The 22,020-nt window shown below is 55.1% G+C and carries 21 protein-coding genes; 10 read left to right on the forward strand and 11 right to left on the reverse strand.

The window, feature by feature from the left end; all coding sequences use genetic code 11:
- Window positions 1–279, forward strand: a 279-nt coding sequence (locus tag BQ7486_RS12005; protein WP_162272202.1) for a hypothetical protein, incomplete at its 5' end; no start/stop codon positions are given.
- Window positions 280–447: 168 nt separating this feature from the next.
- Here BQ7486_RS12005 and BQ7486_RS00090 read toward each other — a convergent pair.
- Genes BQ7486_RS00090 through BQ7486_RS00100 form a run of 3 tightly spaced genes read right to left on the reverse strand, consistent with a single transcriptional unit; the run spans window position 448 to window position 3,278 of the window.
- A complete protein-coding gene (locus tag BQ7486_RS00090) occupies window positions 448–1,770 on the reverse strand; it encodes an AmpG family muropeptide MFS transporter (RefSeq protein ID WP_074008521.1) in 1,323 nt (440 codons plus the stop codon).
- A 15-nt stretch (window positions 1,771–1,785) separates the two neighbouring features.
- Window positions 1,786–2,493 carry a pseudouridine synthase gene (locus BQ7486_RS00095; protein ID WP_022372713.1) on the reverse strand — a complete coding sequence of 236 codons (708 nt, stop codon included), beginning with the start codon at window positions 2,491–2,493 and terminating at the stop codon, window positions 1,786–1,788.
- Window positions 2,494–2,495: 2 nt separating this feature from the next.
- On the reverse strand, window positions 2,496–3,278 hold the full coding sequence (locus BQ7486_RS00100) for an exodeoxyribonuclease III (RefSeq protein WP_074008522.1): 783 nt from the start codon (window positions 3,276–3,278) through the stop codon (window positions 2,496–2,498).
- Between the two features lie 121 nt (window positions 3,279–3,399).
- Between BQ7486_RS00100 and pyrE the strand changes: the two genes are divergently transcribed.
- The gene (gene pyrE / locus BQ7486_RS00105) at window positions 3,400–4,080 is read left to right on the forward strand and encodes an orotate phosphoribosyltransferase (protein WP_022372715.1); all 681 of its coding nucleotides are present in this window, start codon (window positions 3,400–3,402) and stop codon (window positions 4,078–4,080) included.
- Window positions 4,081–4,138: 58 nt separating this feature from the next.
- Here the strand turns inward: pyrE and BQ7486_RS00110 are convergent, their stop codons facing one another.
- Genes BQ7486_RS00110 through gatC form a run of 4 tightly spaced genes read right to left on the reverse strand, consistent with a single transcriptional unit; the run spans window position 4,139 to window position 7,832 of the window.
- Window positions 4,139–4,558, reverse strand: a complete 420-nt coding sequence (locus tag BQ7486_RS00110) for a DUF805 domain-containing protein (protein WP_022372716.1) — start codon at window positions 4,556–4,558, stop codon at window positions 4,139–4,141.
- 36 nt (window positions 4,559–4,594) lie between these two features.
- A complete protein-coding gene (gatB, locus tag BQ7486_RS00115; RefSeq protein ID WP_022372717.1) occupies window positions 4,595–6,046 on the reverse strand; it encodes an Asp-tRNA(Asn)/Glu-tRNA(Gln) amidotransferase subunit GatB in 1,452 nt (483 codons plus the stop codon).
- A gap of 23 nt (window positions 6,047–6,069) precedes the next feature.
- Window positions 6,070–7,527 carry an Asp-tRNA(Asn)/Glu-tRNA(Gln) amidotransferase subunit GatA gene (gatA, locus tag BQ7486_RS00120; protein ID WP_022372718.1) on the reverse strand — a complete coding sequence of 486 codons (1,458 nt, stop codon included), beginning with the start codon at window positions 7,525–7,527 and terminating at the stop codon, window positions 6,070–6,072.
- A 17-nt stretch (window positions 7,528–7,544) separates the two neighbouring features.
- Window positions 7,545–7,832 carry an Asp-tRNA(Asn)/Glu-tRNA(Gln) amidotransferase subunit GatC gene (gene gatC / locus BQ7486_RS00125; protein ID WP_022372719.1) on the reverse strand — a complete coding sequence of 96 codons (288 nt, stop codon included), beginning with the start codon at window positions 7,830–7,832 and terminating at the stop codon, window positions 7,545–7,547.
- A 189-nt stretch (window positions 7,833–8,021) separates the two neighbouring features.
- Between gatC and BQ7486_RS00130 the strand changes: the two genes are divergently transcribed.
- Genes BQ7486_RS00130 through BQ7486_RS00140 form a run of 3 tightly spaced genes read left to right on the forward strand, consistent with a single transcriptional unit; the run spans window position 8,022 to window position 11,069 of the window.
- Window positions 8,022–9,377 (forward strand): septal ring lytic transglycosylase RlpA family protein, encoded by a 1,356-nt coding sequence (locus tag BQ7486_RS00130; protein WP_022372720.1) that lies wholly within the window; start codon window positions 8,022–8,024, stop codon window positions 9,375–9,377.
- Between the two features lie 6 nt (window positions 9,378–9,383).
- Window positions 9,384–10,796: a M20/M25/M40 family metallo-hydrolase gene (locus BQ7486_RS00135; RefSeq protein WP_022372721.1), complete on the forward strand. Its 1,413-nt coding sequence runs from the start codon at window positions 9,384–9,386 to the stop codon at window positions 10,794–10,796.
- Window positions 10,797–10,808: 12 nt separating this feature from the next.
- Window positions 10,809–11,069 carry a hypothetical protein gene (locus tag BQ7486_RS00140; RefSeq protein WP_074008524.1) on the forward strand — a complete coding sequence of 87 codons (261 nt, stop codon included), beginning with the start codon at window positions 10,809–10,811 and terminating at the stop codon, window positions 11,067–11,069.
- A 47-nt stretch (window positions 11,070–11,116) separates the two neighbouring features.
- Here the strand turns inward: BQ7486_RS00140 and ilvA are convergent, their stop codons facing one another.
- A complete protein-coding gene (gene ilvA / locus BQ7486_RS00145) occupies window positions 11,117–12,667 on the reverse strand; it encodes a threonine ammonia-lyase, biosynthetic (protein WP_022372723.1) in 1,551 nt (516 codons plus the stop codon).
- A gap of 218 nt (window positions 12,668–12,885) precedes the next feature.
- Between ilvA and BQ7486_RS00150 the strand changes: the two genes are divergently transcribed.
- Both BQ7486_RS00150 and BQ7486_RS00155 read left to right on the forward strand, forming a co-directional pair.
- Window positions 12,886–16,794 carry a DUF3683 domain-containing protein gene (locus BQ7486_RS00150; RefSeq protein WP_074008525.1) on the forward strand — a complete coding sequence of 1,303 codons (3,909 nt, stop codon included), beginning with the start codon at window positions 12,886–12,888 and terminating at the stop codon, window positions 16,792–16,794.
- Window positions 16,795–16,806: 12 nt separating this feature from the next.
- Window positions 16,807–17,241: an HIT family protein gene (locus tag BQ7486_RS00155; RefSeq protein WP_022372725.1), complete on the forward strand. Its 435-nt coding sequence runs from the start codon at window positions 16,807–16,809 to the stop codon at window positions 17,239–17,241.
- Here BQ7486_RS00155 and BQ7486_RS00160 read toward each other — a convergent pair.
- Window positions 17,235–17,879, reverse strand: coding sequence for a hypothetical protein (locus BQ7486_RS00160; RefSeq protein ID WP_022372726.1), 645 nt, complete (start codon window positions 17,877–17,879; stop codon window positions 17,235–17,237). The genes BQ7486_RS00155 and BQ7486_RS00160 overlap by 7 nt on opposite strands.
- On the reverse strand, window positions 17,876–18,646 hold the full coding sequence (locus BQ7486_RS00165; protein WP_074008526.1) for a type III pantothenate kinase: 771 nt from the start codon (window positions 18,644–18,646) through the stop codon (window positions 17,876–17,878). The genes BQ7486_RS00160 and BQ7486_RS00165 overlap by 4 nt, the downstream gene beginning before the upstream one ends.
- Before the next feature lie 249 nt (window positions 18,647–18,895).
- Between BQ7486_RS00165 and BQ7486_RS00170 the strand changes: the two genes are divergently transcribed.
- The 3 genes from BQ7486_RS00170 to menA are packed head-to-tail and all read left to right on the forward strand — an operon-like array spanning window position 18,896 to window position 21,264.
- Window positions 18,896–20,029 (forward strand): D-alanyl-D-alanine carboxypeptidase family protein, encoded by a 1,134-nt coding sequence (locus BQ7486_RS00170; RefSeq protein WP_143182969.1) that lies wholly within the window; start codon window positions 18,896–18,898, stop codon window positions 20,027–20,029.
- Entirely contained in the window at window positions 20,026–20,331 is a 306-nt protein-coding gene (locus BQ7486_RS00175; protein WP_022372729.1) for a YbeD family protein, read from the forward strand. The genes BQ7486_RS00170 and BQ7486_RS00175 overlap by 4 nt, the downstream gene beginning before the upstream one ends.
- A gap of 6 nt (window positions 20,332–20,337) precedes the next feature.
- On the forward strand, window positions 20,338–21,264 hold the full coding sequence (menA, locus tag BQ7486_RS00180; RefSeq protein WP_022372730.1) for a 1,4-dihydroxy-2-naphthoate octaprenyltransferase: 927 nt from the start codon (window positions 20,338–20,340) through the stop codon (window positions 21,262–21,264).
- Between the two features lie 77 nt (window positions 21,265–21,341).
- Here menA and BQ7486_RS00185 read toward each other — a convergent pair whose 3' ends face one another.
- Window positions 21,342–22,010, reverse strand: coding sequence for a BON domain-containing protein (locus tag BQ7486_RS00185; protein WP_022372731.1), 669 nt, complete (start codon window positions 22,008–22,010; stop codon window positions 21,342–21,344).
- Window positions 22,011–22,020: the final 10 nt, after the last annotated feature.

Consider the following 22,020-nt stretch of genomic DNA (forward strand, 5'->3'; position numbering starts at 1 on the left):
CTGAAGGCTGAGCAATCAGCGCTTGCGAGGCTCAAACAAGTCTCAGGGAACGCCGGATCGATAGTGCAGTACAAACCAGCGAATCGGCAAGACGAAGCAGTCCTTCGCCGGAACCGACGGATCGAGCTGATGAAGCCCGTACCCGTAGAGCGGTTGCGTTTTAATTGTTCCTGTGGTGCAGGGGACGCCCGGGCAGACAAGGCCTCAAAAACCTTGGCTGTTACGGGAAAGCCTGCACTGTGTCAGCAAACTCCGCGCTTTCAAGCGCGGGTTGTTTAGATTGTTGTTGTCAGCAACGGGAGCGCCAAACGCCGTCGTCAGGCGGCTGACAAAATTTTTGATCGGATTAGCCATACGTACCTCCTATAGGGGTCAGCGCTTTAATAAGCTTTCTTAATCGCACAAGCTAATTCAATAGTTTTTGTCTTGTTTTAAGAAAATATTAAACTATTTCAATGCATTAGCATTCTCTGTCGACCGCGTAAAAACCGCGCGGGCACGGGCTGCCAGCCCCGTCAGAATCAGCACCGGAACCCCCAGACAAGCCGTTGCAATGAAAAATCCGGAATAACCGAGTGCCTCAACAGCCACCCCGGAAAAGCCGGCCAGAAACTTCGGCAGTATCAGCATGACGGAACTGAAAAGCGCGTACTGCGTTGCCGAATAGGCTGTGTTGGTAAGTCCCGACAGATAGGCAACAAAGGCTGCCGAAGCCATACCGCCCGCAAGGTTGTCCGCGCTCACCGTGACGATGAGAAAGGCGGTGTTGTGTCCGAGCTGAGCCAGTACGGAAAAAAGCAGGTTGGTGGCTGCCGACAAAAGCGCTCCGAGGAAAAGTACCTTCATCACACCGCAGCGCATGGTGAGAACTCCGCCGACAAAGGCGCCGGCCAGCGTCATCAGAACGCCGAAAACCTTGCTGACGGCCGCCACTTCTTCTTTGGTAAAGCCCATGTCGCTGTAAAACGGATTGGCCATTACCCCCATTACGATGTCACTGATGCGGTAAGTGGCAATCAGAAGCAATACAACCAGGGCCCACCAGCCGAAACGGCTGAAAAAATCCGCAAAGGGCATCCATACCGCCTCTCTGAGCCAGGCTTTCACGCCGCTTCTCCGGGCCGGTGCTCCGGAACTTTCCTGCACCTGCGGCTCAGGGCTCACGAGCACCGTTACGATTCCCGTCAGCAGACTTGCCGCCATCACAAGGTAAGCAATCCGCCAGCCTTCTCCGCTGCCCGCATCAAAAGCTGCTGCAATCGCCAGAGCTCCGGCGCCCGACCACAGCATCGCAAAGCGGTACCCCGTCTGATACATCGCCGCAAATGCGGCCTGCTCCTTCTCGTTACCGGACTCAATACGGAAAGCATCGAGCGAAATATCCTGTGTGGCGCCGAAAAAAGCCGTCACAAGCGCACAGGCAATGACGGTATCAAGGTTCCTTGCCGGATCACAGAACGCCATGGCCGCAAGTCCGGCGGCAAGCCCGATCTGCGACAGCAGCAGCCAGGCGCGTCTTCTGCCGAGGCGCCTGGTCAGCAACGGGATTCTCAGTCTGTCCACAAGCGGAGCCCAGACCCATTTAAGCCCCCAGCAGAGCCCCACCCAGCTCATAAAACCGATCGTCTTTAAGTCAATGCCGCTTTCGCGCAGCCAAAATGACAGCGTTCCCAGCACCAAAAGCAGAGGTAGCCCCGAGGAAAATCCCAGAAAGAGCATCCTCAGACTGGCCGGTTCCCGGTAGACGGACAAAGACCCGAAACGACTCACATTGCCTCCTGCGTCTTACTGTTTTTTCTGCACCAACGCGAGCTCATCCGCGTTAAGCCAGTCCCACGCACCGGGAATCAGTGTTGCCGGGAGGTCGAAAGCGCCGAACATTGTGCGCTGCAGCGCTTCCACACGGTTGCCGGCTGCCGCAATCATCCGTTTGACCTGGTGGTATTTGCCTGAGGTGATCACAAGCCTCACCGTGCGGCTGTCCGTGATCTCACAGCTCGCCGCCCGGGTAAGGTCTTTTTCTCCGTCAAGAAGCACCCCTTCGGTGAGTTTTTTACACATAGCCGGCGACACATCTTCTGCACAGCGGGCAACATAGGTTTTCGGAACGTGCTTTTTGGGGTGCGTAAGCCGGTGCAGCAGCGCTCCGTCATCGGTCAGAAGCAACAGTCCCGTGGTATCTGCGTCAAGCCGCCCCACAGGCTGCACCCCACGTCTTCTTAACGGAGGCGGCAGCAATGTCATGACGGACGGGTGATGCGTGGGTTTCTGAGAACACTCGTAGCCCGCAGGTTTATTGAGAACAATGACGGCTTTCTCATGATACGGCCACGCCGTACCCTCCACAGAAAACACTTTTCCCTGCGGATTAACCTCACTGTCGGGGTCCGTGGAGAGCACTCCGTCAAACGTTACCCGTCCGAGAGAAATCAATCCACTGCACTCATGGCGCGTACCGAACCCCTGGGTGAACAGAATATCCTCAAGCCGCACCGTCACACTCCTTCGGGCCAGTCATAGTCCACAGTGAGAGGCGCATGGTCGGAAAACTTTTCATCGCGGCAAATCGATGTGGCGCGCGCCGTTGCCGCCAAAGCCGGCGTAGCAATTTCATAATCGATGCGCCAGCCCACGTTTTTGGCACGGGCCTGACCGCGCTGACTCCACCAGGTGTACTGATCCGGCCGGGGATCAAGTCTGCGGAACACGTCACACCAGCCGAGCTCATCAAAGCAGTGCGTGAGCCACGCTCTTTCTTCGGGCAAAAACCCCGTGTGTTTGAGATTTCCTCGCCAGTTTTTAATATCGATTTCCTTGTGCGCGATGTTGACGTCACCGCAAAAGGCAATCTCGCGTCCAGTCTTTCTGAGTTCAGTCACATGCGCTTCAAAGGCGCTCAGAAAGCGGTACTTTGCCTCCTGACGGTCATCTCCGCTCGTTCCGGACGGAAAATACACGGAGATCACGGAAAGCCCCTTAAAGTCCAGGCGTACATAACGCCCTTCGGCATCAAATTCGGGGGAACCGAAACCGATCACGACATTTTCCGGTTCAATCCTTGACCAGACACCCACACCCGAATACCCTTTTTTCTGCGCGCAGTGCAGCCAGCTGCGGTACCCTTGCTGATCTCTTACCGCGGCCTGCAGATCCTGCTCCTGCGCCTTTAATTCCTGCACACACAGAATGTCGGCGTTCTGGCCGTGAAACCATTTCCAGAAGCCTTTATCTGCGGCCGAACGGATGCCGTTGGCATTAAAGGTCATGATGCGGAGCACTTTTTATTCCTTTCCAAGATCTTTCAGACTGCCTCATTGTACTGTTTAAGCCTCTGCGCCAACACGCCAAACCGTTAAAATTCAGTGTTCTGTCGTTTCAACTTTTGTGTCGTCATTACCTATGTCCGACAATCACTTTCAGTTCATCGAATTTGCGCTTAAAGCCAACGTTCTGCGTTTCGGCGAATTCAAAACAAAAGCAGGGCGTTTAAGCCCCTACTTCTTTAATGCCGGACTGTTTAATACCGGCTCCTTACTTGATCAGCTCGGTCACTACTACGCCACCGCGCTTTTAAACGCCAAAAAAGCCGGCCGCATTGACTTTGACATGCTTTACGGACCGGCCTACAAAGGTATTCCCCTTGTCGCCACCGTGGCCATCAATCTCGCCCGGCTGGGGCTTGATGTCCCTTATGCCTTTAACCGTAAGGAAGCCAAGGATCACGGCGAAGGCGGCACCATCATCGGCGCTCCCCTGAAAGGCCGCGTCGTCATCATCGACGACGTGATCAGTGCGGGAACTTCCGCGCGTGAATCCGTGACGCTGATTAAAGCCAACCAGGCAACGCCCGCCGGCATTCTGATTGCCCTTGACCGCATGGAAAAAGGCGGCAACGCTGAAGTGATGACCGAAACCTCCGCCGTTCAAGATGTTGAGAAAACGCTCGGCATCCCGGTCGTTTCCATCGCAAACCTCAACGATCTGCTGAGCTTTATGGACGGGTCCTCAGAAGCCGCAAAGACTGCCGCCGCCTATAAAGAGGCCGTAGCGGCCTACCGCAGCCGTTACGGCGCCTGCTGATAAAGCCCCGCTCAGAAGAAAATAAACCGCGGAAACGCTCTGTCGCTGCCGCGGTTTTTTATATTCGGTCCCAACGGTTGAATCCGGCCGACGGCGCCGCAAGAAAATACGCCGTAAGCAGCCAGCCGACAACCGGTACAAAAATGAGCAGCAACCGTATTCCGCTCATACCGGCGTCATGCAGCCGTCGTCTTGCCGCTCTGAAAAGGCAGACCGAGAGCACGGCAAACAAAATAAGCCACGTACAGAGCCACACCCGCAGAAAAAGACTCTCGGGCTCAAGCTGTAGTCGATAGGCAATTTCCAGAGGCACAAAAAACGTGAGCAGCAGAACCACTGCATCGGCGGCCGCTGTTTCCCAGAAAATACGGCGTGACAAACGTCCGAAACGGCAACGGTCAAAAAGCCGGCCGGCCGAAAAGCCGTGCAGCAGGTAACGGAAACCGGCAAACAAAAAGGACAGCGGATTTTTTGTCATCGCAGCTGTCCTTTCCGTTATCCCTCAGATTCGGTCTCAGGCGCCGAGTCTGGCGCGCAGAATCTCGTTGACCTGCTTGGGATTGGCCTTACCCTTGGTGGCCTTCATTGCCTGACCGACCAAAGCGTTAAAGGCCTTTTGCTTACCGGAGCGGAATTCCTCCACCATCTTGGCATTGGCGGCAAGCACTTCGTCGATAATGCCTTCAATCGCGGAAGCGTCTGAAATCTGCTTGAGGCCTTCTTTTTCGATCAAAGCGTCAACGCTCTCCGCTGCGCCGCCCCAGATGAGCTGGAAGAGCTTCTTGGCACCCTTGGCGTTGACGGTCCCGTCGGTGAGCCGCTTGAGAATTTCTCCGAGCACTTCAGCCTTCACAGGAGCCTGGGCGTAGGTCATATTCTCAACGGCATTGACGTTGGCAGCCACTTCACCCATCACCCAGTTGGCGGCAATCTTCTTGTCGGCAACGGCGCTGCTTACCTTCACAAAATAGTCCGCCACATCGCGAGAAGCCGTCAGAACCGCCGCATCGTACTCGGTGAGACCGAAATCACGGACAAAGCGCTCGCGCATTTGTCCCGGCAGTTCGGGCATGCTCTTGGCGACTTCATCCTTCCAGCTCTGCGTGATTTTGACCGGCAGAAGATCAGGATCCGGGAAATAACGGTAATCCATCGAATCTTCCTTGGTTCTCATCTGACGCGTTTCATTGCGGTCCGGGTCATAAAGACGCGTGGCCTGCACGACTTTTCCGCCCGCTTCGATCAGTTCAATCTGACGGTTGACTTCGTAGTCAATGGCGTCCTGCAGGAACTTAAACGAGTTGATGTTTTTAATTTCGCAGCGCGTGCCGAACTTTGTTTCGCCCATGGGGCGCACCGACACGTTGGCGTCACACCGGAAGTTTCCTTCCTGCATATTGCCGTGCGAAATACCGAGCCACACGACCAGCGCGTGCAGTGCCTTGGCGTAGCCCACGGCTTCAGCCGAACTTCTCAGCTCCGGCTCCGTCACGATTTCAAGCAGCGGCGTACCGGCGCGGTTTAAGTCCATACCAGACTTATGCGCGACAATGCCGTGAATACTCTTGCCGGCATCTTCTTCCAGGTGCGCACGCGTGAGGTTGATGGTCTTGACGTAGGGTTCCCCGTTTTTCGGCTCTACCGTAAAGGTGAGCTTGCCGCCCTTGACGACCGGCAGATCAAACTGACTGATCTGATAGCCCTTGGGCAGATCCGGGTAGAAGTAGTTTTTACGGTCAAAAACCGATTTTTCAGCAACTTCCGCACCGATTGCCAGACCAAAGCGGATCGCCTTGTCAACGGCGCCGATATTGAGAACCGGCAGGGCCCCGGGCAACGCCAGATCAATGTAGCAGGCCTGCGTGTTGGGTTCGGCACCGAAAGCACAGGAGGCACCGGAGAAAATTTTTGAGGCGGTTGAAAGCTGAACGTGCGTTTCAAGTCCGATCACAACTTCCCATTGCATTTTCTGTCTTCTTCCTCAAATTCTCAGAAACCGTTCGGATGGCGCTTGTGCCAGTCGGTGGCGTTCTGCCAGGCCTGGGCAATACCGAGCATCTTGGCTTCGTTAAAGCGGGCGCAGGTCAGCTGCACGCCGATCGGACGGCCGTTGGAGTGAATGCCGCAGGGCATGCTCATGCAGGGCAGTCCCGCCAGAGACGCCGGCACCGTGTAAAGGTCTCCGAGGTAAGCGGCAACGGGATCACTCTTGGCGCCGAAGTCGTAGGCTGTGGAAACGGTCACCGGACTCAAAATGGCATCCACCTTTTCAAAAGCCTGATCGAACTCACGGGCAATCAGACGGCGTACCTTCTGGGCCTTGATGTAATAGGCATCGTAATAACCGTGCGAGAGCACGTAGGTACCGATCAGAATACGGCGCTTGGGTTCGGCTCCGAGCCCTTCATTACGGCTCTTTTTGATCATGTCCTGAATATCTTCATATTCAGCGGCACGGTAACCGTAGCGCACGCCGTCAAAACGCGAGAGGTTGGAACTTGCCTCAGCGCAGGCCACAACGTAGTAAACCGACACACCGAGATCGGCGTTGGGCAGATCAATATCCACAATCTCTGCCCCCTGCGCGCGGTACTCGGCAATCACCTTCTCAATTGCGGAGGCCACTTCCGGATCCAGCGACTTCGCAAACCAGGCTCTGGGCACACCGATGCGGGTTCCCTTAACACCCTTTTCAAGGTCACGGGTGAAGTCTTCGGCCGGCATGTTTTCGCTTGTGGAATCCCACGGTTCAAACCCGACCATGTCACCGAGAACCCAGGCAATGTCTTCAACGCTGTGCGCCATCAGACCGGCCGTATCAAGGCTTGAGGCAAAGGCAATCATGCCGAGACGGCTCGCACGTCCGTAGGTAGGCTTTACGCCGGTAATGCCGGTAAAGGCCGCAGGTTCACGGATGGAGCCGCCCGTGTCGGTTGCCGTGGCAATCGGAGCAAGGCCCGCAGCCACGCAGCTTGCTGAACCGCCGGAACTGCCGCCCGGCACAGCCTTTGGATCCCAGGGGTTGAAAACCTTACCGTAGGCAGAATTTTCGTTGGCAGAGCCCATTGCGAATTCATCGCAGTTGAGTTTGCCGAGGGTCACCATACCGCTTTCAGCGAGCTTACGGACAACGGCGGCATCAAAGGGGCTCATGTAGCCCTTGAGCATTTTGCTTGCCGCGGTCGACGCCCAGTCACGCGTCACAAAAATATCCTTGTGCGCAATCGGAATACCGGTCAGACGTCCGGCCTTTCCTTCGGCAATGCGCTTATCGGCGGCCTGCGCCTGCGCGAGCGTCACTTCCGGACGCACGTCCAGAAAACAGTTCAGGTCTTTATGCGCTTCAATCCTTTCCAGATAGGCCTTGGCAAGTTCAACGGCACTCACCTCTTTGGCCTGAAGCGCACGGGAAAGCTCAACAACGGAGCTGAATTTCACATCATTCATGAATTTTTCTCCGCCCGTTATTCCACAACACGGGGCACCAGGAAGAGCCCTTCATATTCTTCGGGGGCATTTTTCATGTTTTCCGCCCGATCGTTGCCGAAGACCACGCGGTCTTCTCTGAAACGCTGCACGCCGTCATGCGGGTGCATCATCGGCTCCACCCCTTCCGTATCGACCGCCTGAATGCGTTCGATCATCTTAAAAATATCGTTGAGTTCCCCCTGCATCTGCACGGCCTGCTCCTGCGAAATATCAATGTGAGCAAGCTCAGCAATGCGGCGGACGTCATCCAATCCAAGGGACATGTTCGTACCTGCGTTACAAGTAATGTCGAAAAAATCGATGCGCTCAGAGGCTGGAGGCTTCCGGATCTGTAAGATAGGAAGCTCAGCAGCTTTCAAAAGAGTAACAGTCTAGCATTACGCCCTGACATGGCACGTGTTTTCAGACGTCTTCTTCGTGTTTTTCCATTCTGCTGACCGGACTTCGTTTTTATGTCTATGGCTACATCGATCAAAGCACAAAATACCTCCGGCCCCGCACGGCATATTTTCTGGCTGACACTGTTGCTGAGCTTTTGCCTGACCGGGTGCGCCGGCAGCGCCAACACCGGCAAATACTATGACCGCGACGGCCCTCCAGGACTTACGGGTACGCTTAAAGCACATAAAGCCGATGAAATCGTCATTAAATCGGAAAAGCCCAACAAATGGGCCAACCGCCCCTACACCGTCATGGGGCAGCGCTTTTACCCGATGACGGGAGATAAACCCCTGGTACAGACGGGCACTGCAAGCTGGTACGGCAAACAGTTTCACGGCAAAAAGACCGCAATCGGCGAGATCTATGACATGTACAGCCTCTCGGCAGCTCACCCCACCATGGAGCTGCCGAGCTACGCACGCGTCACAAATCTCAATAACGGACGCAGCGTCATTGTCCGTGTCAATGACCGCGGCCCCTTTATCGGAGGACGCGCCATTGACATGAGTTACGCGGCTGCCGTCAAACTCGGCTACCAGAAAAACGGCACAACCCGCGTGCGTATTGAACGCATTACGCGCCGGCAAATTGCGCTCGGCAACATTCCGTCGGCCACACACACGTCAACCCAGTTTGCCGAAGCTTCCGGCAGCAAGCTCTCCACAGTGATTTATACCGTGCAGGCGGTTGCAGCTTCAGGCTCAGAAAGTAAAACAAAGAGCGATCTTGCCGCTGTCGCCGTCAAGGAAACCATCCGTCTGATCGGGCAGAAAAAATCCGGCAGCTCAACAAATTCAGTAGCTGCTTCCGGTGAGCACATTGACAAACTGGCCGCTGTCGTAGGTACTGCCTTAGCCGTTAAGGCAACAGTCTCTGAGGCTGACAAGGATCCCCTGGCACGCATTGCCTCCGTGGAGACATTTCCCTCGGCCGTGGATGAAACACAGTCCGAGAACAGTGAACCACTGACTGAAGGCATCACAGAAACCGCGGCTCCCCCTCAGGAACCCGTCATCCCGTCCGTTTCCGAAGGTGTTGTACAGGGCGTGGTGGCAAGTTCCACTGACGTCAATGCCCCCGCGGCGCCGCAGGCAGGCCAAAAAGAACTGCAGTCGCTTGACTCCGTTAAACAGGCCTGGGGCGCACAGATCGGCGCATTCACTCAGAAAGCGAGTGCTCAGGAATTTGCCGCGCACGCCGAAATGATGCTTTCCACGGAAAATATCAGAGACGGTGTGCGCATTGCGCAGTCCGCGGGCAACTGGTGTGTTCTCGTCGGCTCTGCCGCGGATGCACCGCAGGCCCGGGCCATTGTGGAAAACGTTTCAAAGATTCTCGGTATTCAGGCTTTTGCCGCTTATAAGTAAATCATCATGTTTAAAAAAGTAGATCAGACCGTCGCACAGCTTTGGAAAGAAAGCACATTGCCCGCATTGGAAGATTTCGTGAGACTTCCGGCCAAATCACCGGCATTTGATGCCGACTGGGAAGCGCACGGCGTGCTGCTTGATGCCTGCCGCAAAGCGGCCCGCTGGGGACAGATGCTTTTCCCGCAGGCAACGTTTGATGTTTTGACGGCCCCCGGCATCACACCCTGCCTTTTCTTTGACATTCCCGCTTTTGGTACTGATGCGTCCGAAGCTTCCGTGCTCTGCTACGGGCACCTCGATAAACAGCCGGAAAATTCCGGATGGACCGGAAACAGGGCTCCGTTTAAGCCGGTGGTGGAAGACGGCAAACTTTACGGCCGGGGCTGCGCTGATGACGGCTACTGTGTCTACAGTGCTCTTACCGCCGTTAAGGCACTTGAAGTCAACGCCGTTTCTCACCCGAGAATCTGCGGCCTGATTGAAACCGGTGAAGAATCCGGCTCTCCGGATCTCAGTTACTGGCTCAGGATGACGGCGCCGCGCATGAAAAACACGGCACTGATTCTGGTGCTTGACAGCACCGCCGGCGACTATGAAAGACTCTGGATCACATCAAGCTTCCGGGGTACTGTCGGCGTCACTTTGCGTGTGAAAGTTCTCAATCACGGCGTGCACTCGGGCTCAGCCTCAGGAATCGTTCCGGAAAGCTTCATGATCATCCGCGAACTGCTGGACCGCCTGGAAAACAGCCGTACCGGAGAAATTCTTCTTCCGGAATTTCACTGCCGGATTCCGGAAAACCGAAAGGAGCAGATCAGGGCTGTGGCCGATCTGATCGGCGGTGATCTCTGCAGTCACTTCCCCTGGGCCGGACAGACCGCCATGCGTTATGACTCGGCTGCTGAAAACATTCTTGAGCAGACCTGGAAGCCGCAACTTGCCGTGATCGGTGCTGAAGGGCTTCCCGAGCTGCAGCATGCAGGTAACGTCCTGCGCTCTGAAACAGCGCTGCGGCTCTCCATCCGCATTCCGCCCTACACGGAACCGCAGGCTGCCCTTGACGCAATGCGGGCCAAACTGACCTCAGACGTTCCTTTCAATGCCCAGGCCTCACTTGAAGACGCAAGCATTGCCAAAGGATGGGATGCTCCGCAGGAAGCGCCCTGGCTTACCCGTGCGGTGGAAAGCATCGGACGGGAAGTCTTCGGGAAAACCTCGGCCTACATCCCCGAGGGCGGCTCAATTCCGATTCTCAATCTCTTTGCCCAGACCTTTCCGCAGGCACAGTTTGTGGTCACCGGTGTACTCGGACCGCACTCCAATGCCCATGGTCCCGACGAAATGCTTGACCTTAACTATGCGGAAAAACTCACCTGCGCCGTCGCACGCTTTGCCGTTGCGGCAGGCAGCCGTTAAAAGGAGCCCGCCATGCGGCGCGATCTTGTCGTTCAGGTAATCGTCGACTACGGCGACTTTTGGGAAAACTTCGCCACGGCCTACGAAGCGGAAAGTTTCATCAACGCCAACATCGATGAACTGGATCTGCCGCTTTCGGTGTGGCTTGAGGATATGCGCGGCAATAAAAAATGGGACTACGACGTTGTGGACGACGGCTCAGGCACATTTCACCTCGTTGACCGCCCCATAGAAAAGGGACTGCGGCGGTTAATCCGCAATCCCTCAAACTGAAGCTCACCAGGAAAAGCACCGGTACCTTTTAAGACTGCCGGTGCTTTTTACAGGAACTCCCCCAAAAAGAGCTTATAGGCCGGATTTTGAGTTTCATCCCAAAAACGGTAACCAAGCGTCTTTAAAAACGCCTCAAATGCCTCGTTATCAGACTGCGGCACCTGTACCCCGACAAGCACGCGGCCGAAGTCAGCACCGTTGTTGCGGTAGTGGAAAAGCGAAATATTCCACTGCGGCGCCATCGACGTCAGAAACTTCATGAGCGCCCCGGGGCGTTCCGGAAACTCAAACCGGTAGAGCCTTTCATTGGTCGCAAGCTTGCTGTGTCCGCCGATCATGTGCCGCAGATGCAGCTTGGCAAGTTCATCGTGCGTGAGATTGACAGTGGGCAGATGAGACTTTTCAAACGCCTCCACCAGTTTGTCGGCATCTCGGGAATTAGCTGTCTGAATCCCCACAAAAATGTAGGCCTTTTTCGGATCGCTGATACGGTAATTGAATTCCGTGACGCTGCGGTTGCCGATCGATTCGCAAAAACGCCGGAAAGAACCGCGTTCTTCCGGAATCGTCACGGAAAAAAGCGCTTCACGCTCTTCACCGTATTCAGCACGCTCGGACACAAAGCGCAGACGGTCAAAGTTCATATTGGCGCCCGAGGTAACCGCCACCAGCGTTTTGTTGCTGATGTTGTTGCGGCGGACCCAGGCTTTAAGTCCGGCAAGCGACAGCGCCCCCGAAGGCTCCACAATGCCGCGCGTGTCTTCAAAGACATCCTTGATGGCGGCACAGATTTCATCGCTGTCAACGAGGATGATGTCATCGAGATTTTGCCGGCAGAGCCTGTAGGTTTCGTCCCCCACCTGCTTGACGGCCGTACCGTCGGAGAAAAGACCGACGTCAGAGAGCATGACGGGGTGACCGGCCGCAAAGGCCTGCTTCATCGCGTCACTGTCTTTGGTTTCCACACCGAAAACCTTGATGTCGGGGTAAAGCGCCTTGATGTAGGTTGCCACACCGGCAGCGAGTCCGCCCCCGCCGATCTGCACGAAAATCGCATCGGGACGCGAGCCGTCTGCGGGCTGATACTGCCGCAGAATTTCCATACCGATGGTGCCCTGGCCGGCAATGACAAACGGATCATCAAAGGGATGAACAAAGGTAAGCCCTTCTTCCTGCTGCATCTTGACGGCGTGCGCGGCGGCGTCAGAAAAGCTGTCGCCGACCAAAACGACTTCGCCGCCCAAATTCCGGACCGCCTCAACCTTCAGGTTCGGCGCAGTCACGGGCATCACAATCACGGCACGGCACCCCAGGCGCCTTGCCGCCAGTGCCACGCCCTGTGCATGGTTACCGGCTGAAGCACAGATCACGCCGCGGGCGCGCTCTTCAGCCGTCAGATGAATCATTTTGTTAAAGGCACCGCGCAGCTTGAAGGAAAACACGGGCTGCGTGTCTTCGCGTTTTAAAAGCACCTTGTTGCCGATTCGTTTGGAAAGGCGCTTGGCTTCTTCAAGCGGCGTTTCTTCGGCAACGTCATAGACGCGGGCCGTGAGAATACGGCGCAGATAATCCTGGGTTGACATGTCGGTTGCTGCCATCTGATTTTGTCTCCCGTTCAAAATAGGCACAGCATCAAAAAAGGACTCCAACTTTAGGCCACCCTCCTGCTGTTTTCAATCCGATACATTCTTTCTTCGGTGTCTCAAAGCTCGCCGACACCGGTCAGACGCAACTTGTACAATGGTTCTTGTTGCCGGCAAAAATTAAAGAGCTCTTTTCCGGCAAGCTTTGCCCCCCCAACTGAGACCCTAAAAACATGCAGGAAACCGGATTGACTTCTGTTACGGCTGCCGCCAATGAACGCATTCGCGAAATTCCGTACAACTACACATCGTTTTCCGACAGAGAAATCGTCATCCGGCTACTCGGAGAGAAAGCCTGGGAAATTCTGACCGAACTCAGAAACTTCCGCAGAACCGGCCGGTCTTCCCGAATGCTCTATGAGGTACTGGGCGACATTTGGGTTGTCAACCGCAATCCCTACCTGCAGGATGATCTGCTTGAAAACAGACGCCGCCGTGTGCTCCTGGTCGACGCCATGAAACACCGTCTCAATGAGATGGAAAAACGCCGGGATCCGACTGTGCCTGAGCGCGATGCCAAGGTGGCAGAACTTCTTACGCTCGCACATAAAGCCGTGGAAAAGTTTGATGCAGACTTCATTAAGACCGAACGTCTGCGCGGTAAAGCCCGGCGGCTTTTTAAGCAATTTACCTCGGAAGACAATATCCGGTTTGACGGTTTTGCCAGAGCCAGTCACGTCACCGATGCCACCGACTGGCGTGTGGAACTGCCTTTTGTCGTTCTGACACCGGACTCGGAAAAAGAAATTCCGGCACTGGTCAGGGCCTGTATTGAACTCGGTCTTGTCATCATCCCCCGCGGCAGCGGCACGGGCTACACGGGCGGCGCCGTACCGATGAGTGAGCTGAGCGCCGTGATCAACACGGAAAAAATGGACGCAATCAGCGCAGTAACGCTCGAGCAACTCCCCGGCGTTGCCGACGATGTTCCGGTGATCCGTACCGGAGCAGGCGCCGTCACGCGCCGCGTCACGGAAGCCGCAGCCCTTTATGACTACGTTTTTTCCGTCGATCCGGCCAGTGCCGACGCCTGTTCGGTTGGTGGCAACATCGCGGAAAATTCGGGCGGCAAAAAAGCCGTCCTGTGGGGTACCGCGGTCGATAATCTCGCGCAGTACCGTATGGTGACACCCGAAGGCAACTGGCTTGAGGTCACCCGCATCAACCATAACCTCGGCAAGATCCACAAACAGGAAGAAGTTGTCTGGGAAGTGACGCTTAAGGACGGTCAGGAAAAGGATCCGGAAAAAGCGCGCGTACTTCACACCGAAACGCTCAGAATGCCCGGTGCGTCGTTTCGCAAAAAAGGGCTCGGCAAAGACGTCTCCAACAAGTATCTAGGCGGGTTGCCCGGCGTACAGAAGGAAGGCACCGACGGGTTGATCACGTCAGCCACCTGGATTCTGCACAAAATGCCTCCCTGCGGCCGTACCGTATGCCTTGAATTTTTCGGTGCAGCAGGACTTGCCGGTCCCGCCATCGTCGAAATCACAAAACTGCTGGATTCGCATCCGCAGGGCTGCATGCTTGCCGGGCTTGAACACCTTGACGACCGCTATCTGCATGCCGTCAATTACCCGGTCAAAAGCCAGCGCGGCGAATACCCGAAGATGGTTTTGGTGGGTGACATAGTCGGCTATGACGAAAAAGCGCTGGATGAAGTCACCGAAAAAGTCATCCGGATCTGCACCGACCGTAACGGTGAAGGCTTTATCGCCAAAACGGAAACCGAGCGCTTTAAGTTCTGGCATGAAAGAAGCCGTACCGCAGCGATCAGTGCGCATACCAATGCCTTCAAACTTAATGAAGACGTTGTGATTCCGCTTGATAAGATCGGCGAATACACACTGGTGTGCGAGCGCTTCAACATCGAGTGCTCCATTCAGAATAAGCTCGATATGCTCGAAGCTGTCCGCAGCTATCTGCAGGGCTACATTTCCCTCGGCAACCCCTCCATGATCACGGGCATCACCAAGCAGGAGCTGCTGGCAAAAACCGTGCCCGAAGCCCTGCGAAAGCTCGACGAAACCAAGGAGCGCTGGTCATTTGTTCTTACGCATCTAGACGATGCCTTTAAAGACGTCCTCAGCCGTCTTCTGACGCTCGGCATTGCCGCTGACAGCGAGGCCTTTAAACCCTACGCAGGGAAAAAACTCTTTGATGCGGTTTATGACAGAGTGCTGCGGATTTCCTGGAAGCGGGAGATCCGCAGTGAACTCGACCGTATTTTCGGCGGTGATGCGTTTGAAAAAGTCAGAGCCCAGATCGATGAAATCCACAACAAGGTCCTCAGAGGCCGCGTATTCATCGCGCTGCACATGCATGCCGGCGACGGCAATGTCCACACCAACATTCCGCTCAATTCCGACAACTATCAGATGATGAAGCTCGGCGAAAAAGCCGTGCATCTGGTGATGAAAACCGTAAAGGGGCTCGGAGGCTCCGTTTCCGGTGAGCACGGTATCGGTCTCACGAAAATCGAATTTCTGGATCCGGCCGATCTTGCGCCTTTTTACGACTATCTTGACCGCGTTGATCCCGAGCGGCACTTCAATCCCGGCAAACTCTTAAAAGGGCTCGAAAACGCCTACACGCCGAGTTTTAATCTTCTCACCTCTGAATCGCTCATCATGCAGCAGTCGGAATTAAAGGAGATTAACGACGCCGTCAAAAACTGTCTGCGTTGCGGTAAGTGCAAGTCCCGCTGCTCCACGCACGTGCCGCGGGCAAGTCTGCTTTACTCTCCGCGCAACAAAATTATTGCCGTGGGACTGCTCACGGAAGCGTATCTGTACGAAAGTCAGACGCGCCGCGGCCTCAATCCCGAGCATTTGAGCTCCTTTACCGACATTTCCGATCACTGCACGCTGTGCATGAAGTGTCTGCAGCCCTGCCCGGTCAAAATTAATTTCGGTGAAGTCACCGTTTTGCTGAGAAACTTTCTCTCCCGGATGAACTTCACCTCAAAAAATCCGATTAAAAAGGCGGGGCTTGATTTTCTGTCGCTCACCAATCCCCGGGGGGTGGAAATTGCCCGCAAGGCTATGATCGATATCGGCTTCAGGGCTGAGCGCAAGGCCTCAGATGCCCTGAAGCATCTAGCGCAACCGCATATGAAGCGGCCGCCCAACACCACCGGCAAACCCAAAATCAGGGAACAGATCATCACGCTCGTTAACCGCAGGCTGCCCGAGCCCCGCATGCATAAAACACTGCGTTCGCTCTTAAAGCTCACGGATCCGACCACGGTTCCCATCATCCGTAAAAAAGAATGCCGCGACGCCGAGGCCGTCTTTTACTTCCCGGGCTGCGGCAACGAACGGCTTTTCCCTGAGGTGGGAGCCGCCGTTCTCACCATGCTTTATGCCTCCGGTATCCAGACGGTGATTCCGCCCAAATTCCTTTGCTGCGGTTATCCGCAGAAAGGTAACGGTCAGGCTGAATTTGCGCGTCAGATCGTCACCAACAACCGTATTCTCTTTCACCGCATCGCCAATACGCTCAATTACCTTGACATCAAAACGGTGATTACGTCATGCGGCACCTGCCTCAAGCAGCTGAGGGACTACCACTTTGAGGAAATTTTCCCCGGCTGCCGCATTTTGGACATTCACGACTATCTCGCGGAAAAAGGTGTCTCGCTTGTCGGTGAAGAAAATACCCGGTATCTCTTTCACAATCCCTGTCATACCCCCTTTGCAGGGAGTACGCCGCTTCTGACCGTAAACCAACTCATCACGGCCGGCGACGGCACGAAGGTTGAACTCACAGACCGCTGCTGCGGGGAATCCGGCACATTTGCCGTAAGCCGCCCTGACATTGCCAACCAGGTACGCTTCAGAAAGGAAGAGGACATCCTTCTCAGAAAAACGAGGCTTGAAAGTGACGGCTTCTCCGGAGAGGTGAAAATTCTCACCGCCTGCCCGGCCTGTCTGCAGGGGTTAAGCCGCTATAACGACGCCACACAGACTGAAGCGGAGTTTCTGGTGGTTGAAATGGCGCGGCTGCAGTACGGCAAAAACTGGCTTCCGGATTTTCTGCATGACGTCAGTAAAGACGGCATCGAACATGTACTCGTTTAGGAAACTCAAACCATGAGTGAAAATTGTCCTTTATGCGCTTTGCCCGCCGGACAGATTCTCTGGCAGGACGAACTTGTCTGCGTCATCAATCCCGGTGAAAACCGTATTCCCGGCTTTACGCGCGTCGTCCTGAAAAAGCACATTGCGGAGATGAGTGCGCTGAGCGAAAAAGAGCGGATTCACGTCATGAACGCCGTCAACGCGGTTGAGACTCTGATGCTGCGCATGATGCGGCCTGACAAGGTGAATCTTGCCTCTTTGGGCAACATGGTGCCACACCTGCACTGGCACGTTATTCCGCGCTGGAAAAATGATCCCTGGTTTCCTGATTCTGTTTGGTCGGCCGCACGCCGCAGCGACAATGCCGCCGACACCAAAGCCAGGCAACTTCTGGCAGAGCAGTTTTTCAAGGCACTGCCCCGGGCCCTCAACGCCGCCTTTCAGTAGCAGCTTTTGAGCTCTGCTGCGGGATAAAGCTTTGTCAGATTTCTGATGCGGTCCTCCTCCTCAGAAGTGACCGCATTAAAAACAAGATCAACCTGTCCGCTCGGCTCTCCGAGGCGGTTGGTAACCTTAATTCCCTTCATGTCGGGCGCACGCCCGCTCACCAGATATTTTTCAGCGGCCTCTCTTGAAGAAAAGGAAGCTATCTCCACACCGTAGGAAAGTTCTCCTTCAAGAATCGGTTTTACCGTACGGATACCCTGCTGACGGAATTGCTTCACAAAGGCTCTCACGGCCGTCGTGTTGTCATAGGGCCCCAGGTACGCAATAAAGCGTTCCGGCAGAAAACGGTCTGCCACAACCGCCTTCTGTAAAAGCCCACTTCGTGTCAGACGCTCCTGCACGCCGGGCAGATCCTTATGGGCAAAAGGACCGAAAAGCACGCAGCGAAGCGTCTCGCTTGCGGTCTCAGACCGTGCCGTCGGTCCCGCGGTAGCTTGCAGGGGTGCGTCATCCCGCAGCAAAGCAACCGAGGCCCGCCCCTCAAGACGCAACGCACCGTACTGAGACGCATCCTGCATCAGATAAAACGCCGCTGCCCCAGCCAGCACAACCGTTAATACCGCAAGAAGCCCCTTCATGCGGTCAGTCCCTGTTGTGAGGCCTGCTGTGCCAGACCGCGCAGCACCAGGTTATGTTTTAAGACAGCCTGAGGAAAGCGGGCCCGGATGTACGGCGCCAGAAGCGGTGCAGCGCCGCCGGCGAAAACGATTTTGACGTCGGATCCTTTGTCCTGCATTGCTGCCCTGGCGTGCTCAATAACCCCGAGGTGTGCTTCCAGAATGCCGGTGGAAATTGCGGAGTCCGTATTCTTCGGAAACGGCTCGACTGCACCGATTCCGTTCGGACGGCAGCGCGTGCCCTTTACGAGTGACTCATACATCATGGCCGGCCCCGGCAGAATCCGGCCGCCGCAAAACACCAGCCGACCGTTTTCAGAGACGACGGAATCCACAGTTGTGGCTGTTCCCATATGCACCACCAGCAGAGGCTGTCCCGGATAGAGGCTTGCCGCGCCGATGGCGGCAAACCAGCGGTCGCTGCCGAGCTGCCTGCAGTTTTCATAACCGTTGGTGAGCTCAAAATTTCCGCGAAAGACCGGTTCGGAATGAAGCCACTCCCAGGGAATGCCGTGAGCGTTAAAAAACTTCGTAAGTGAGAGCGCAAGCATTTCGCTTGAAACCATGCAGCCGACCACACGGGTTGGTTTGAGCGCTGACCAGGTACGCAGCAGTTCATCCGGAGGCGTTCCGTGTCCTCCGTGCACATACGTCTGAGGCTCTTCCGGCTTATCAAGCGTCGTCCACTTCAGAGCCGTATTTCCCAGATCCAGCAGTAAAACCGTCACAATATGCGTTTCCCGTCCAAACAAAGGCGCCGACCACGGCCCGAAACAAGACCGATTCGTCTGCACGAACTGCATTGTATGCGGCTTACCGCTGAAAATAAACGCACACGGATAACGCGTCATTGTCAGCGGTAAAATCCACTGCTTTCAAAGGATTTTCCGCTCTAAAAGCGGTCCGCAATCCTTGTTTTTTGTGAACTTTCATCATCAACTGTCGTGATCTCACGTTTTCTCGGAACTCTCGCTTTCGTGCCGGTTGTTTTTTGTCTTCTGACGACCGGTAATTCCGCCCTGGCGTTGTCACTCACGCTTTTTGACTCCGTCAGCGGCATGGTGCTCATTGAGAAAGAACAGCATAAAAAACTCAATCCCGGCGATTTTGTGCAGCTGATGACGCTATACACAGCATTGCGGCTGACTGACGGAAAAGACCGTTTATCCCTGACGGTGACTGTGCCGGAAAGCAATATTGCGGCACGGCAGAATGCCCGCAGGCTTTATCTCAGAGCAGGACAAACCGTTTCCTTTAACGGTCTTATTAAGGCGGTTGCCGTCACCAATGCCGAGGAGGCCTGTCATGTCCTTGCCGGTACGAACGGACTCAATACAAGGGAATTTGTGGAAAAAATGAATTTTTATGCCGCAGAAGCCGGCATGAAAAACTCCCTGTTTACCTCCCCGGTGACTGCCCCCGGACAAGTATCAAGTGCATACGATCTGGCGCTGCTCACACAGGAAATCAGAACCCGTTACCCGGACATATTTGCCCTGTTTTCAGAAAAAACATTTTCCTTTGCCGGCAACAATCAGCGCAACAGGAATCTGCTGCTGTGGCGCGGCGACGATATTGACGGCGTGATGAGCAACAAAACATCAACCGCTTTTATCGCCTCTTCGGTTCATAAAAAAATCACAGCTGATACGGAACGCAGACTGATTGCCGTTTACCTCCCTGACAGAAATGCCCGGACCGATGTCTCGATCAATCAGGTGCTGACGCTGTTTCGCAAGGGAAGAGCCGACTTCGAAACAATCCGGCTTTTTACGGCAGGCACTCCGGTTTCAGCGCTTGAAGTACTGGGCGGCAACCGCAACCGGCTCGAAGTTGCCGCTGACAAGGATATCTGGGTTTCCATCGACCGGGCCAAGCTCGCCGCACGCGGCACAGGCGGTATTACCGGCCGCGTGGAATACAAAAAGCCCGTGCTTGCTCCTGTGCGTAAAGGCGATGAAATTGCCCGGCTTCATGTGGAATTTGAAGGAAAAGAACTGTCGTCTTTTCCGCTGAGAGCCATGTACGATATCGGCGAAGGCAGTACCCTGAGCCGCTTTATTGATTCGGTGCGGCTCAAACTCAATGCCGAACCGACGGAGAAAAAATGACTGAACAGAAAACCGACCGCGTCACAATAACGGAAACCTCCGGTGAAGACTCACTTTTAAAATTTCCGACGGAGTTTCCCATTAAGGTGATGGGACTTACCACGCCGGATTTTGCCGAAGTCATCGGCAGTGCCGTCCGGGAAATCGCACCGGACTTTGATCCGGCAGGCATCAAAACCGAATATTCCAAAACCCGTAAATACACATCCCTGACGGTTGTTGTAAATGCTCAGAGCAAAGATCAGCTCGACACCATTTACCGTATGCTCACCTCGCACCCGATGGTCAAGGTTGTTCTCTGATACCAAATGACTCCGGATAAAACCGTAAAGCCCGGCAGTCTTGCTGCCTGGGTAGCCTGCGCCCGCCCGAAAACCTGGCTGATTGCCGTCTCCCCGGTATTGGTAGGGTTACTGTTTGCCTTGGCTGAGACAAAGACACTTGATATCACCACAGCCGCTGCCACGCTCTTAATTGCCGTGCTGATGCAGGTCATCAGCAATATGGAAAACGATGCCGGCTACACGAAACGAAAGGCCGAGCGATCGACACGCAAGGGACTGCCCCGTGCCACCGCAAACGGCTGGCTCACGGTTAAGGCCGTGGAAAATGCCATCCGCCTGCTTGCCCTCGTTGCTGTTCTGGACACAGCCTTCCTCGTTTATAAAGGCGGCTGGGTTTTTATTCTGATCTGTCTGGCTTCCGTCATTGCCGCCTACTGTTACATGGGCGGCCCCAGACCGATTGCCTACACCCCCTTCGGAGAAGCGGTTGTCTTCATCTTTTTCGGGATTACCGCTGTCTGCGGCACCTTTTATCTGCAAACACTGTCGCTTAACACGGAAGTCGTGATTGCCTCTGCGGCTCTGGGCCTGCAGGCAGCGGCCGTTTTAGCCGTAAACAATTTCAGAGATCTTGAGCATGATGCTTCGGTCGGAAGAAAAACGCTCGCGGTGCTTTTAGGTCATCAAGGAATGCTGACCGCCTACCGCGTACTCATTCTCGCACCCTACGCTCTGATTGCGCTTTTAATCGCTATTGAGCCCTCCTACTGGCCCTGCCTGCTTGGCGCCGTCACCGTTTTTTCCGCACTGAAACTTGCCCGGGATCTCGGCCTAAAAAAGGGACTCGAACTTAATGATGTGATGTTCGGCACCATTAAACTGGAACTTCGCTTTGCCGTGTGCCTGATGACAGGAGCCCTGGTGACGTTTCTGCTCACAAACGGTTTTTAAAAAAGGCCGCACTGTAAAAGGCGGCCCGTCCCAAACAATACGGCCGGGGCTTTACACCTGCCGCAGTCAGTACAGAGTTATTCCTGACTCATCCGTTTCTGATGCTCTTCCTGTTCTCTGCGGATCTGCTCAAGCCTCAGGGCACTGAGTAACTCAACATGCGACACAACCCGCACGACGCCGCCCGTTGCTGCCGCCGTTCGGCAGGCTGCCTCATTTTCCTCACTGCTTAAAAGCCCCGTGAGATAAACAATACCGCGGTCCACCGTTACCTTCATCTGATTAATGGAGACGCGTTGGTTACCGATCAGGTTGGCCCTGACCTTGGCGGCCAGTGTTGAATCACTCATACGCTGTCCGAGACCGGAGGGCGTCATCACCGCAAGTTCATTAATGACGCGCTTTACGTCAAGGCTCACTCGGGCCGTGTTTTCCGCGGTCTTTCGGCCTTCTTCCGTCGGTACCTCACCGGTGAGAAGCACCCAACCGTTATAGGCCGTCACAGTGATGTGATTTTGCTCAGCCGCTCCGAGCGCACGGGAGATCTCCCAGCCGACACGCTTTTCGAGCACTTCATCATTTAAGACGGCCCCGGTGGAACGCCGGTCAGCCATTGTTGACACAGTGGTGCTCCCGACAGCCACGGCGCCGCCGAAAATCAGCGGGGCACACCCCGACATCAGTAAAGAAGTACCTGCGGTCGCGCACATCAGCACCGCGCAGACAGCTTTTCTGTTCATTGCCATATCTTTCTAT

Source organism: Duodenibacillus massiliensis, assembly GCF_900128485.1.
GTDB classification, from domain to species: domain Bacteria; phylum Pseudomonadota; class Gammaproteobacteria; order Burkholderiales; family Burkholderiaceae_F; genus Duodenibacillus; species Duodenibacillus massiliensis.